Source organism: Rhizobium sp. NZLR8, from assembly GCF_019685025.1.
Taxonomy (GTDB): Bacteria; Pseudomonadota; Alphaproteobacteria; order Rhizobiales; family Rhizobiaceae; genus Rhizobium.
Genome location: NZ_JABDVY010000003.1, coordinates 244,768 through 257,679 on the forward strand (window position 1 = coordinate 244,768; position 12,912 = coordinate 257,679).

At 61.6% G+C, this 12,912-nt stretch carries 15 protein-coding genes and 1 pseudogene; 12 read left to right on the top strand and 4 right to left on the bottom strand.

The features are described from left to right. Window positions 1-64: 64 nt before the first annotated feature. The 3 genes and pseudogenes from groES (at window position 65) to HJB89_RS08700 (ending at window position 1,945) form a co-directional block, all read left to right on the top strand. On the top strand, window positions 65-382 hold the full coding sequence (gene groES, locus HJB89_RS08690) for a co-chaperone GroES (RefSeq protein WP_207583534.1): 318 nt from the start codon (window positions 65-67) through the stop codon (window positions 380-382). Window positions 383-407: 25 nt separating this feature from the next. Then, window positions 408-1,484 (top strand): annotated as a pseudogene (gene groEL / locus HJB89_RS08695) (chaperonin GroEL); the annotation flags it as partial. Window positions 1,485-1,552: 68 nt separating this feature from the next. Then, complete coding sequence (locus HJB89_RS08700) at window positions 1,553-1,945, top strand: hypothetical protein (protein ID WP_221149601.1); 393 nt, start codon at window positions 1,553-1,555, stop codon at window positions 1,943-1,945. A 341-nt stretch (window positions 1,946-2,286) separates the two neighbouring features. Here the strand turns inward: HJB89_RS08700 and HJB89_RS08705 are convergent, their stop codons facing one another. Next, on the bottom strand, window positions 2,287-3,192 hold the full coding sequence (locus HJB89_RS08705; protein ID WP_207583536.1) for a S1C family serine protease: 906 nt from the start codon (window positions 3,190-3,192) through the stop codon (window positions 2,287-2,289). 288 nt (window positions 3,193-3,480) lie between these two features. Here HJB89_RS08705 and HJB89_RS08710 point away from each other — a divergent pair, with 288 nt between their 5' ends. Next, window positions 3,481-4,884, top strand: coding sequence for a PLP-dependent aminotransferase family protein (locus HJB89_RS08710; protein WP_207583537.1), 1,404 nt, complete (start codon window positions 3,481-3,483; stop codon window positions 4,882-4,884). 342 nt (window positions 4,885-5,226) lie between these two features. After that, a complete protein-coding gene (locus HJB89_RS08715) occupies window positions 5,227-5,595 on the top strand; it encodes a DUF983 domain-containing protein (RefSeq protein WP_003587713.1) in 369 nt (122 codons plus the stop codon). Here HJB89_RS08715 and HJB89_RS08720 read toward each other — a convergent pair. Then, the gene (locus HJB89_RS08720) at window positions 5,565-6,491 is read right to left on the bottom strand and encodes a LysR family transcriptional regulator (protein WP_207583538.1); all 927 of its coding nucleotides are present in this window, start codon (window positions 6,489-6,491) and stop codon (window positions 5,565-5,567) included. The genes HJB89_RS08715 and HJB89_RS08720 overlap by 31 nt on opposite strands. Window positions 6,492-6,636: 145 nt before the next feature. On the opposite strand from HJB89_RS08720, the gene HJB89_RS08725 reads away from it, so the two are divergent. The 4 genes from HJB89_RS08725 (at window position 6,637) to HJB89_RS08740 (ending at window position 9,419) form a co-directional block, all read left to right on the top strand. Further along, window positions 6,637-7,248: a glutathione S-transferase family protein gene (locus HJB89_RS08725; RefSeq protein WP_221115328.1), complete on the top strand. Its 612-nt coding sequence runs from the start codon at window positions 6,637-6,639 to the stop codon at window positions 7,246-7,248. 60 nt (window positions 7,249-7,308) lie between these two features. Then, window positions 7,309-8,262: a pyridoxamine 5'-phosphate oxidase family protein gene (locus HJB89_RS08730; RefSeq protein WP_207583540.1), complete on the top strand. Its 954-nt coding sequence runs from the start codon at window positions 7,309-7,311 to the stop codon at window positions 8,260-8,262. Window positions 8,263-8,369: 107 nt separating this feature from the next. Then, window positions 8,370-8,831: a nuclear transport factor 2 family protein gene (locus tag HJB89_RS08735; RefSeq protein ID WP_207583541.1), complete on the top strand. Its 462-nt coding sequence runs from the start codon at window positions 8,370-8,372 to the stop codon at window positions 8,829-8,831. Between the two features lie 27 nt (window positions 8,832-8,858). Beyond that, complete coding sequence (locus HJB89_RS08740; RefSeq protein WP_207583542.1) at window positions 8,859-9,419, top strand: TetR/AcrR family transcriptional regulator; 561 nt, start codon at window positions 8,859-8,861, stop codon at window positions 9,417-9,419. 108 nt (window positions 9,420-9,527) lie between these two features. On the opposite strand, the gene HJB89_RS33165 is transcribed toward HJB89_RS08740, so the two are convergent. Next, complete coding sequence (locus HJB89_RS33165) at window positions 9,528-9,659, bottom strand: hypothetical protein (protein ID WP_259671014.1); 132 nt, start codon at window positions 9,657-9,659, stop codon at window positions 9,528-9,530. A gap of 156 nt (window positions 9,660-9,815) precedes the next feature. Here HJB89_RS33165 and HJB89_RS08745 point away from each other — a divergent pair, with 156 nt between their 5' ends. Further along, a complete protein-coding gene (locus HJB89_RS08745; protein WP_207583543.1) occupies window positions 9,816-10,502 on the top strand; it encodes a hypothetical protein in 687 nt (228 codons plus the stop codon). Window positions 10,503-10,522: 20 nt separating this feature from the next. Continuing rightward, a complete protein-coding gene (locus tag HJB89_RS08750) occupies window positions 10,523-10,828 on the top strand; it encodes a Dabb family protein (RefSeq protein ID WP_207583544.1) in 306 nt (101 codons plus the stop codon). Window positions 10,829-11,114: 286 nt separating this feature from the next. Here HJB89_RS08750 and HJB89_RS08755 read toward each other — a convergent pair whose 3' ends face one another. Then, the gene (locus HJB89_RS08755; protein ID WP_207583545.1) at window positions 11,115-12,338 is read right to left on the bottom strand and encodes an MFS transporter; all 1,224 of its coding nucleotides are present in this window, start codon (window positions 12,336-12,338) and stop codon (window positions 11,115-11,117) included. Between the two features lie 287 nt (window positions 12,339-12,625). Between HJB89_RS08755 and HJB89_RS08760 the strand changes: the two genes are divergently transcribed. Next, complete coding sequence (locus HJB89_RS08760; protein ID WP_207583546.1) at window positions 12,626-12,874, top strand: hypothetical protein; 249 nt, start codon at window positions 12,626-12,628, stop codon at window positions 12,872-12,874. Window positions 12,875-12,912 lie beyond the last annotated feature (38 nt).

Here is a 12,912-nt window from a genome sequence, read left to right on the forward strand (position 1 = left end):
CGAGTGCCACGAGAGTTATTTATAGGCTGCAGCCGCCATAAGCGCCGGCAGCAGAAAGATCTCTATGAAATTCCGTTCACTTCACGACCGCGTCGTCATTCGACGTGCGGAAGGCGATGTCAAATCCAAGGGCGGGATCATCATTCCAGACGCCGCTAAGGAGAAGCCGCAGCAAGGCGAAGTGGTCGCGGTCGGCCCCGGCCTGCGCGACAAAAACGGCAATCTGGTCCCGCTCGACGTTAAGGTCGGTGATCTCATTCTGTTCGGAAAATGGTCGGGGACGGAGGTCACGATCGATGACGAAACCCTTCTGATCATGAAGGAAACCGACATCATGGGCATTGTCGAAAAGATCGGAGAGGCCTCTCAAAAAGCCGCCTGATCGATCGCATTCCGATCCGTATCTCAAGACCGAACTCGACGTCGTTGAGGGCATGCAGTTCGACCGTGGCTATCTCTCGCCCTATTTCGTGACCAATGCCGAGAAGATGCGCGTGGAGCTGGAGGAGCCCTACATCGTCGTTTACGAGAAGAAACTCGGCAGCTTGCAGTCGATGCTCCCGATCCTGGAGGCCGTCGTGCAGACCGGCAAACCGCTTCTGCTCATCTCGGAGGACGTCGAAGGCGACGCACTGGCGACGTTGGTCGTCAACAAGCTGCGCGGCGGGTTGAAGGTCGCGGCCGTCAAGGCGCCAGGCTTCGGCGACCGCCGCAAGGCCATGCTGGAAGACATTGCCGTGCTCACGGCCGGCCAGATGATTTCCGAGGATCTAGGCATCAAGCTTGAGAACGTCACGCTCGATATGCTCGGCCGCGCCAAACGCGTGCTGATCGAAAAGGATAGCACCACGATCATCGACGGTTCCGGCGAGAAAGCGGCCATCCAGGCCCGCATCCAGCAGATCAAGGCGCAGATCGACGAGACCACCTCCGACTACGACAAGGAAGAACTGCAGGAACGGCTGGCGAAACTCGCCGGTGGCGTTGCGGTCATCCGCGTCGGCGGCGCGACCGAGACGGAGGTCAAGGAAAAGAAGGACCGCATCGATGACGCGCTGAACGCCACTCGTGCCGCGGTCGAAGAGGGCATCGTGCCCGGCGGCGGCGTGGCACTGTTGCGCGCGAAGTCGGCGCTAACGGGACTGACCGGGGAGAACGCCGACGTGACAGCCGGCATCTCGATCGTGCTCAGGGCGCTCGAGGCCCCGATCCGGCAGATCGCCGACAATGCAGGGTTCGAGGGCTCGATCGTCGTCGGAAAACTCGCCGGCAGCAATGATTACAATCACGGCTTCGACGCACAGACGGAGACCTATGTCGATATGATCGAGGCCGGCATCGTCGATCCCGCCAAGGTCGTGCGTACGGCTCTGCAGGACGCCGGCTCGATTGCAGCACTTCTGATCACCGCCGAGGTGATGATCGCCGACATCCCCGCAAGAGACTCTGCCCCTGCAGCCGGAAGTGGCGATATGGGCTATTGAGAACACCTGAGCCGTTTGGCCAGGGTGGTCCGACGGTGGAACCCGAACAACAGAGAGGGAGAATTCCAATGTCCATGCAGAGCAGCAGTAAGACATCGATCACCCAGCGTTTCGACAGTTACCAGCCATCCAAAACGTTACTCGTCTGGGCCTGCGTCGTCACAGCGATCGCCACGATGATTATCGGCTTCAGCTGGGGAGGTTGGGTCACAGGCGGCACGTCGAGCAAAGCGGCCGCCGCCGCCAGCGACATCGCACGCGGGGAGCTGGCGTCGGCCATTTGCGTCGAGCGGTTCAATGCGGCGCCGGATGCGAGTGCTAAACGTATCGAGTTCAGGGCGATTACCGAAGGCTACAAGCAGCGTCAGTTCGTTGAGGCCGGCGGTTGGGCGACCATGCCGGCGCAGACCTCAGCCGACAGCCGAAGTGTCCAAGGCTGCGCCACTGCGCTTGCCGTCTAACATCGTTTTTCCAGAGCGCTCCGATATGTGTGCGGAGCGCTGCCACCGTCAAAGCTGGAAATGACCAAAGCTGGAAATGACCAATGATCCGTTTCGTGAAAAAGAGCGACCCGCAGCCAGCCGCAGAAGACGCCGGCGAGGACTGCTTCGAGAAAGTCCGCGAGGCAGCAGCCGATAGGCATAAGAAAGCAGCCAACGATAGCCTCCGTAGCCGGGCGCCGCGGGCGGCGGAAGATGACGACCGGCTTATCGGAAATGGCGTCCTTGAGTCGGCCTCCAGACAGGCGGGATGTGGCCAATTTGGATAAGCGCCGGCGGTCTTCACGACGCCTGGAGCGACCTTACTGCAGCTGCGGCTTCTTGAGAAAGCTGTTGCGGTCGGCGGATTTGATGCGCAGCCAGGCTTCCCGGCCGTTCCTGAGTATCCGGATCGGAATCTCAGCGCCGGCCGGGCCGCTGCTCCAAACCTTGCGATAGAAGTCGGCCAGACCATCGACCTCTTCGTCGCGGATCTCCGAGATGATGTCGCCCTGTCGCAGGCCGGCCTTTGCGGCCGGACCGTCTTCGGCAACGCTCATCACCACCACGCCGCCATTGCTCTCGGCGGAGAATGCGCCGAGCCAGGGCCGCGGCGGCTTGTTGACCCGGCCGCGGTTCAGCAGATCGTCGAGGATCGGCGGCAAAAGGTCGATCGGCACGACCATATTGATATCGGCGACCTCGTCGCCCTGGCTCATCTGCAGGCGAAGCGAACCGATGCCGAGAAGCTTGCCGTCCGAACCGATCAGCGCCGCACCGCCCCATGAGGGATGGGCCGGCGCCGTGAAAATCGCTTCGTCCAGCAGATATTCCCAGTAGCCGGCGAATTCCTGCCGGGCGACGATGTTTGCCTCGACGAATTCTCCGATGCCATCGGCAAGCACGACGGGATCGCCGGCCTTGGCGCTTGCCGCGTCGCCGAGATCCACGGCCGGCGCATCAAGGGGCCCAAGCGCCTGCACCAGGCCGAAGCCGCTTTCCTGATCATAGGCGAGTGCATGCGCGGGAACGACGCGCCCGTCATGGGTGGTCAGCCAGACCTCTTCGGCCTCGGTGATGAGATAGCCGATGGTCAGCACCAGCCCATTGTCGCGAATGACCACGCCGCTGCCCTCCCGGACAATGCCCAGCGTCTCCGCTGTGAAGGCATCTTCCGGAATGGAAGAACGAACGGCCACGACTGACCGCAAAATCGGATCGATATTCATGCTTTCATCCCGATGAGGCACCGGCGCGAAAGGATGAAAGCCGGCGCATTTCACCCTGAATAAGTAAGAAGACGGACGGGTGGCGGCAAGGCTGCAGCGGATGGAATTTCCAAATCGGGGAAACCCAGGGGATGCATTCAATGCGCGATCAAATACGTTGTAAATGGCCGTTCCGTGCCAAGGTTCGGCACAACCAAACTTGTGGACGCGATATTTTTGATGACAGCGTCACCGTGCAACAATATACGGTCAATCCTATCAGGAATCAGGCTGACACGGATTTACGACATGAAAGACTGGCATCCCGATCTCAGCCGCAGCAGCAGCCCTCGTTATATGGCGATCGCCGATGTGATCGAAATGGATCTGCGCAGCGGCCATCTGGTGGCCGGCGACCGGCTGCCGCCGCAACGCGAACTCGCCAAGCGGCTGAATGTCGATTTCACGACGGTGGCGAGAGGTTATGTCGAGGCGCAGAAGCGCGGGCTTGTCGATTCGCATGTCGGCCGCGGCACCTTCGTCACCGGTGGCGCCGATAAGGAGCGCCAAGGTTTCGCGCCCGGCGCCGCCCCCGATCCGCGCCGCGCATCCGTCGTCGATTTCTCGATGAACATGCCGCCGGAACCGAACGATCCGGAACTGCTCGCCCGCATGCGCGAGGGCATGTCGGCGGTGGCCGCCAACCTCATTCCGCTTCTGCGCTATCAGGGTTTTGGCGGCTCCGGCATGGACAAGGATGCCGCCGCCGCCTGGCTCAGCCGTCGCGGGCTGGTGCCCTCGCAGGAGCGGATATTCGTCACCCCTGGCGCCCATCCGGCCCTGCTGGCGATCTTCGGCCTGCTGGCAAAGCCGGGTGAAACCGTGCTTTCGGAAATCATTACCTATCCTGGCATGCGATCGATCGCTGCCCAGCTGCGGCTCAATCTGACCGGTCTGCCGATGGACGAGGACGGTATCCTGCCGGACGCTTTTGCCGAGGCCTGCGAGAGATTGAAGCCGAAGGCACTCTATCTCAATCCGACGCTGCAGAACCCGACGACGCTGACGATCCCGGCCAAGCGCCGTGAGGAAATCTCAGCTGTTGCCCGCAAATACCACGTGCCGATCGTCGAAGACGATGCCTACGGCTTCATTCCGCTGCAAGGCCCGGCGCCCCTCGCGGCAATAGCCCCCGATCTCACCTGGCATATCGGCGGACTGGCGAAATGCATCGGCGCGGGTCTGCGCCTTGCCTATGTCGTGGCGCCGGATAGCAAGGCCGTTTGGCCCTTCGTCAGCGCCATGCGCGCCAACAATGTCATGGCCTCGCCGCTGACCGTGGCGCTCGCCACCCGTTGGATCGAGGACGGCACCGCCGATACGATCCTGCGTTTCATCCGCGCCGAGGCCGCCGCCCGCCAGCAGATGGTCGCTGCCATCCTGCCGGCCGACAGCTACCGCGCCGATCCGATCAGTTTCAATATCTGGCTGCCGCTCTCCAACGGCTGGACCCGCTCCACCTTCGGCAGCCACACCCGCTCCTCCGGCATCGGCGTCGCGGCAAGCGATGTCTTCACAGTCGAGGGGACGGCACCCGAGGCCGTGCGTGTCTGCCTTGGCGGGCCGATCACCCGGGAGAAGCTGCAGGGCGCGCTGGAGTTCATGGCCCATGCGCTTGAGGGCCCGCCGGAAATGGCGGCTTCGTTCTTCTGACGTTCAAGCCTCGTGGCTGACGCCGTCGACGCATCCGAAAGCCGGAAGCGGTCGGGGTAATCGGCCGCGCCATGATTCACCCAAGATGAAGCCTAATGCATGTCGCCCGGAAGTGTGCAGCGGTTCCGGGATAAGGACATGCATAAAAACAAGAGCTAATGCGCATCGCATGAATCTAGTCCAATGCGACGCGCATTAGCCGTCAGCTGCCGCCAGCCGGCGGGACTGTGCGGCATTCTGACGAATTGACTGGTAATGTCGAGATGATGCAGTTATATTGAATGCATACATTGCTGAGCATTGATTGACTCGATGTTCCGCGCAGAAAAAGGCGATATCATCATGGAGACCGAATACCCCCCGCTTCCTCCGCTGCAGACCGGCATCAGGGGACGCTGCCCGCGCTGCGGCCAGGGCCATATGTTCAAGGGCTTCCTGACCTTGCAGCCGGAATGCGAGGCCTGCGGCCTCGATTATTCCTTCGCCGATCCGGCTGATGGTCCGGCTTTTTTCGTCATCTGCTTTGCCTGCATACCGAGCGTGCTGCTCGGCGTCTGGCTGGAGGTCGCTTTCACGGCGCCGATCTGGGTGCAGCTTCTGGTCACCGGCCCCTTCATGCTCGCCACCTGCATACCGCCGCTGCGGCCGCTGAAGGGCTGGCTGGTCGCCAGCCAGTATTTCTACAAGGCGGAAGAGGGCAAACTCGCCTGAGATCTGTTCAGCGTCGCGCGCAGGCGCGGCGTGGCGAAATTGATGAGCGCCCGCAATTTCAGCGGCACCAATCCCTGCTGGGGATAGACGAGATGCACCGGTGCCGGCGGCGGTTCGAAATCGACAAGCAGCGGCGTGAGTTGACCGGCCATCTCAGCGCCTGCGGCCTGGTAGGAAAGTACCCGGGTGATGCCGAGGCCGGCGACCGCCGCATCGACCGCAGCCTCGGCGGTGTTGACGCCAAGCCGTGAGCGGATCGGCACGATGAGGTCACGTTTTCCCTCGGTGAATGTCCAACTCAGCGTCGAGGCCATGGCCTCGAAGGTGACGCAGTCATGGGCGGTGAGATCGCCTGGCTGCTGAGGTGCGACGTGCCGCGTCAGATAATCCGGGCTGGCATAGACCGTCCGGCGGATTGCGCCGAGCCTGGTGGCGATCATGTTGCTGTCCGGCAGGTTGCCGATACGGAGCGCCACATCGATATGATCCTCGACGAGGTTGGACAGCCGGTCGCCAAGCATCAGCCGCAGATTGATATCGGGGTAGGCCTTCAGGAAATCCACCACCACAGGCAGGACATGCAGCCGCCCGAAGACGATCGGCGCAGTCATCGTCAACTCGCCCTTCGGTACGCTGTATTCACCGGCCGCCGCCCGTTCCGCCTCTTCCACCCGATCGAGAATTTCCCGCGCCGCCTCCACATAGGAGCGGCCTGCCTCCGTCAGCGCGACCTTCCTGTTGGTTCTCTGCAGCAACTGGGCGTTCAGATGTGCTTCCAGTTCGGAAACCTTGCGGCTGACAGTTGCCAGCGGGGACCGCAGATGCCGGGAGGCGGCCGACAGGCTGCCCTGTTCGACCACGGCAAGAAGCACGGTCATGGCGTCGAGGCGGTCCATCCTATCCTTCCATAAATTGGGAATATACCTTCCAGAATAGCACTCTACTGCACGCAAATGGAAGGCAATAAATTATGCCGCAGATGGTTCGAAGCGGCCATCATCAATCGCGGCCCGTCGATCACAAAGATCAGAGGAAAACATCATGAAACTCTACTACCATCCGCTATCCGGTCATTCGCACCGGGTTCACCTGTTCCTGTCTCTGCTGGGCGTGCCCTATGAACTGGTCGAGCTCGACCTGGCGGCAGGCGACCACAAAGCGCCGGAGTTTCTGAAGCTCAATCCCTTTGGCCAAGTGCCGGTACTCGACGATAATGGCACGGTCATTGCCGATTCCTCTGCCATCCTCGTCTATCTCGCGCGCAAATATGGCCGTAACGACTGGCTGCCGGAAGAGGCATTGGCCGCGGCGCGAACACAGAAATGGTTGTCGGTTGCATCAGGCGAAATCGCCTACGGGGTGTGCGCTGCTCGCTTGGTGACCGTCTTCGGCGCCGATTTCCGTACTGAGGAGGTGATCACCCGGGCGCACCGCATTCTCGCGCTGATCGACGCGGAACTCGCCGACCGCAATTTCCTACTCGGCAACAATCCGGTGATCGCCGACGTCGCGCTCTACAGCTACATCGCCAATGCGCCGGAGGGCAATGTCGATCTCTCGGCTTATCCAAACGTCCGCGCCTGGCTCGCGCGCATCGAGGCGTTGCCGGGTTTCGTCGGCTTTCGCAAGACGAAGATCGGCCTTGCCGCATGAGACGTCGCCGGGACGGATCACCGTCCCGGTTTCCCAAATGGTGCCCGCAAGGAGGCCGTAATGCTGGAGCAGACAAGACAGGACGCCACATCACCCTGGCATCAAGGTGAACTCGCCATGCAGCGTAGCGTCGGGGTCGTCGAACGCATGGACGGACCCGGACGCAATTTCGTCCGCAAGGCAATGCCGGAGCAGCACCGCGCCTTCTTTCCAATGCTGCCTTTTGTCGTCCTCGGCGCCGTCGATGCCAAAGGCGATGTCTGGGCGACGGTGCGGGCTGAGCGACCGGGCTTCATGTCCTCACCGGATCCGGAGGTCCTGGATGTCGACCTGCGGCGCGACCCGGCCGATCCCGCCGATGCCGGCATGGAGGACGGCAATGCGATCGCAATGCTCGGCATCCAACTCGAGACCCGCCGGCGCAACCGGCTGAACGGCGTGATCCGCAGAACGGATGCCGAAGCTTTCCGCGTGCGTGTCGGCCAGAGCTTCGGCAACTGCCCGCAGTATATCCAGCCGCGCTCTTCCGTCTTTGTCCGCGATCCCGATAGGCCGACAGCGGTGGCGCCGCCGCATTCCGGTCAACTCGACCATCGCATGCGGCAGATGATCGAGGGTGCCGACACCTTCTTCGTCGCCTCCTATGTTGATCGCGACAATGGCGAGCGGCAGGTGGACGTCTCCCATCGCGGCGGCGATGCCGGCTTCGTCCGTCTCAGTGCTGGCGGCGTGCTGACCATTCCCGATTTTGCCGGCAATCGGTTCTTCAACACCCTCGGCAATTTCCTCGTCAACCCGAAGGCCGGTCTGGTCTTCATCGATTTTGAAACCGGCGACATGCTGCAGATGACCGGAACGGCAGAAGTGCTGGTGGATTCGCCCGAAATCACCAGCTTTCAAAGGGCGGAACGGCTGTGGCGTTTCACGCCGGAAGAGATCGTGTTTCGCCCGGATGCTCTGCCGCTGCGATGGAGCAAGGAGAGCGCCGATCTGCTGCGCCGTTCCCGCGGGTGAGGGGGACGCTTGGCTGCATCTCGACCTCTGCGGCAAAACGTTACCTTGGCGCCTTGCAACAATTGTACCGATCGGTACAATGATAACCATTCACTACAGGAGCGCCCATGTCCAGCCTGGCCCCAGCCTTCACCCTTGAGACCGCCACCCGAAAAGTCCGCCTTGCCGAGGACGGCTGGAACAGCCGCGATCCGGAGCGCGTCTCGCTCGTCTATACGCCGGACAGTTGCTGGCGGAACCGCGCCGAATTCGTCAACGGTCGAGCCGAGATCGTCGCCTTTCTCACCCGCAAATGGGCCAAGGAATTGGACTACCGGCTGATCAAGGAGATCTGGGCCTTCACCGATGATCGCATCGCCGTGCGCTTCGCTTACGAATGGCACGACGACAGCGGCAACTGGTTCCGCTCCTATGGCAACGAGAACTGGGAATTCGATGCCGCCGGTCTGATGCAGCGCCGCTTCGCCTGCATCAACGACCTGCCGATTCGGGAATCGGAACGACAGTACCACTGGCCGCTCGGCCGGCGGCCCGACGATCATCCCGGTCTGAGCGAACTCGGCCTCTGACGCAAGCCAGGCCAAGGAACTCCGCCGGTGAAGACCGTCTACGAACGCGCCGACATCGTGCCGTTGCTGGCGGAAATCTTCCGCGAACTCGGCTATGAGGCCACGTCGCTCAGCCGCATAACCGAACGCATCGGCATCGGCAAGGGCAGTCTTTATCACTTCTTTCCCGGTGGCAAGGAGGAGATGGCGGGTGCCGTGCTCGCCGATGTCGATGCCTGGTTCGAACAGGCGATCTATCAGCCGTTAAGAAAGGACGACGCTCGTCAGGCTATCGCGGCGATGTGGACGCATGTGAACGATTATTTTCGCTCCGGCCGGCGCATCTGCCTCGTCGGCGCCTTCGCGCTTGATGAGACCCGGGAACGATTTTCGCCAGCAATCGGCGGCTATTTCATTCGCTGGATCGACGCCTTGCGTTCGGCGTTGATGCGGGCGGGCTGTGCAGAGGAGGAGGCGCAGGCGCTGGCCGAGGAGAGCGTCGCCGGCATTCAAGGCGCACTGGTGCTGTCGCGGGCGCTGGACGACACAACGGTCTTCACCCGATCGCTGCAGACGCTGGCGAAACGGCTCGAAGTCGTGATGCGATGAGGGCGGTCAAAGCGGCTGGGATGTTCCATTGCAGCCGTAAAGAATTCACCCGGCCACGATTGATTGGCCGGGGCCTCGATCGGGCGCTGGGCGGCGCTCGATCTTATATCAGCGTTGTTGTTGAGGCTGCTGGGCCGGGCGCGGATTTTCCCGTTCAGGGCGAATCTGGCGCCATTCATTTTCCATCTGGTCGACGACGTGCTGGGGAATGGTGGTTTGCGTTGTGGCGGGCGTCTGCATCGGAAGTCTCCTCGTTCTGTGGTAAGGCTTCAGGGCAAAGAGATGCATCGCACAAGACAAAAGGCGTGTAAATCAGTGGCTTAAACACTTTAAACGATTAAATAGATTTTAATCGATTAAGACGGTTTTAACCACGATATTTTTGGGAAGCGCGGAATGGTTGTCCACATGGACCGGGGTTTCTTTTTCGATGCGGTGCGGGACCAACTCTTCAAGGGAGAGATGACGCATCCTCAGGTAGTGGGCATCACAGCGATTATCGACGCTTGGGAAGAGCGGTTTCCCCATGCCGATCGGCGGTGGCTCGCCTATATCCTCGCAACCGCTTACCATGAGACCGCCTATACGATGCAGCCAGTGCGCGAGACGCTGGCGCACAGCGATAAACGCGCGGTCGAGATCCTGGAGACGGCCTTTGCTGCAGGCAAGCTTTCCTGGGTGAAAACCCCGTACTGGCGGCCGGACGAGGATGGTCGCAGCTGGCATGGACGCGGTCTGGTGCAACTCACCCACAAGCGGAACTATGAGGCGATGAGCACGCTGACGGGCATCGACCTCGTTGCCGATCCCGACCGGGCGATGGAGATGGCGGCGGCGGTAACGATCCTGATCGAAGGCATGCTGCAGGGCAGCTTTACCGGCCACAAGCTCGCCGATCACCTGAACTTGACGACGGAGGATTGGGTGAACGCACGCCGCATCGTCAACGGCACCGACCGGGCGGAAAAGCTCGCGGCTTACGCCATCATCTTCGCTGCGGCGATACGTCCGGATGCCCCGCATGGCATGTTCGCGCGGTTGAAGGCCTGGGGCTTGCGTGTTATCGCCCGGCTGACCCTCTGAAACTTGACAGGAGCTTCCGCGTGATCCGCCATATCGTCTTCTTCACCGTGCAGGAGGAACATCTGCAGGAGGTGAGGGCCGGGCTTTCGGTTCTGACCGGCATTCCGCATGCGCGGTTGCTGGAGATCGGCACCAATGTGAAAACCGATCAATTGGGCACCGAGATCGATCTCGTAGTCTACGGCGAATTCGACGACGAGGCGGCCCTTGCCGCCTATAAGGCCCATCCGGATTACCAGCTCTCGATCGAGCGCGTGCGGCCGCTCCGGGAAAAGCGCATCGCCGCCGATTACGACAGCTCCACGGCGGTGACGCGGCCGCTTTGAATCTCGCAAGCGTGCTGTTGCCATGCCACATTCCGTCGAAATTTCAGATGGAAGACTGATTTTCCGGAGGGGGGTCGCGCCCCGAAGTTCACTCAACTGTTGAGCCGCCGGACTCAACTTTCGAAAAAGCGGCGGCAAGCGATTCAAAAGATTCGCCAAAGCGGGCTGCGTGCTAATGGTCAGCTGGCTGCAGCAGTCGCGATACGCGGTCGGAAAGCCGCTCTCGTCCTGATGATGATGATAATCAAGACAGATTAAGAATGGCTGACTTGCCGGGCCCGGGCTCTCACGAGACGACCGGGCTCGGGTGCGATGCGTGGGCGCTGCGCACCACCGCCATCAACATCAGCACGAAACTCAACGACAAGGCGGCGAGAACGGCGCAGGCGACGAGTGCCGGGCCGGTGCCAGCGCGGTCGAGGATGGCGGTGAAGATGACGGGGGCGATGGCGTTGGCGAGGTTTTGCGGCAGCGACAGCCGGGCCGACTGCAGACCGTATTCGGCAGGTGAAAACAGCGCCAGCGGCAGAAGCGCGCGGGCGACGGTCATGACGCCGGCGCCAAAGCCGTAGAGCAGAATGAAGGTGACGAGCAGCGGTGTTGACGAGCCGGCGACCAGCATGATCAGGAAACTGATCATCATCAGGCCGATGCCCATCGCCGCGCTGAGCATGGGGTTGCCGCGCCGGCCGAGCAGCATGTCGAGGAAACGCGCCGAGATGCCGAGCACGCCGCGTGCCGAGCCGAGCTGCAGCGCGAAGGCCGGCGAGGCGCCGGACTGACGGAAGATTTCGAGCAGCGATGGCGAGATGCCGAAGGTGATGAAGGTCGAGATCGTCGTCGCCGCGGCAATCAGCAGGAAGGCTTTGCGCCGTGCCACCTTCGACAGCGGCACCGGGGCAATGTCTGCCGCGCCGCCTTCGATATGCATTACGATCGGTTTCGGCAGGGCGAAAAGATGCAGCGGCAGACAGACGAAGAATTGCAGCCCCGCGCAGACGAGAAAGGTGAGGCGCCAGCCGAGCGTCTCGTTGAGCAGGCTGAGGATCGGCCAGAAGATGGCGCTCGAAAGCCCGGTGAACAGCATGAGAATAGCGATGACGCGTTTGCCGTTCGCCCCTTCGCGCTCGACGACGGCCGTATAGGCCGGTGCCGAAAGGCCACAGGCGCCGCCGATGCCGATGATCACCCAGGCGGCGGCATAAAACACGATGCCGTTTGCGGCGGAAAGCAGAAGCAAGCCAAGCGCAAAGGTCAGTGAGGCGGCCGATAACACTCGGGCGGCGCCGTAGCGGGAGAGCCAGCGGCCGGTCGCGGGACCAATGATGGCGCTGACCATCATCATGATCGTCAGGCCGGCAAACGCGACCTCGTTCGCCAAGCCAAGAGCGGGTGCCACGACGCGGCCCATGACCCCGAGCATGTCGAACGTCGTGCCCCAGCCGATCAACTGGGTGATGGCAAGCACGGTGACCGTCTGCGCCGAGCGGAAGCGGAAGGAATTTGGCATTGGTGCTGAAATGGCCTGAATGCGGAAACACCAAGGACATACCAGTTTCAATCGGCCGGTAAAAGTTGCGATCGCAATTCCCGCCACACCTGATACCGAACGACTTTTTCCGATGCGGAGGAGGCCGCCGAAGCCTGCCGCGGCAGCGGTTTTCAGCAGCTGACACCGGTTGCCGTCAGCAGTCGAGAATGGTTCTAAATGCCCTGCGTTACAGCGCATTCATTTGCCATTCAGGTCGCGTGAGTACATATTCGGGCCACATTGGCATTACCTTGAAAGCATAGCACATGGCCTTTCCTCTGAGCGTCGCAGCGTTGGCCGCCGGACTGGTGGTATCGGCGCCCTCATCGGACGTCGTGGGCACTCTCGTTCACAGCGTGGCAGGTGACTGCAGCGCCGCCGCAGCCCAGGTGGTTGAGCAAACGGGCGGCCAGCTCCTGTCCGTGCAACCGGTGGGCGACACCTGCATCATCACCGTTCTGGTGTCGGGAAACGGCCAGCGTCCACGCAAAGTGACGGTAAAGGTTCCGATGTAGGCGGAATCGGTCTATTCAGGACATGATCGATTTGAAGC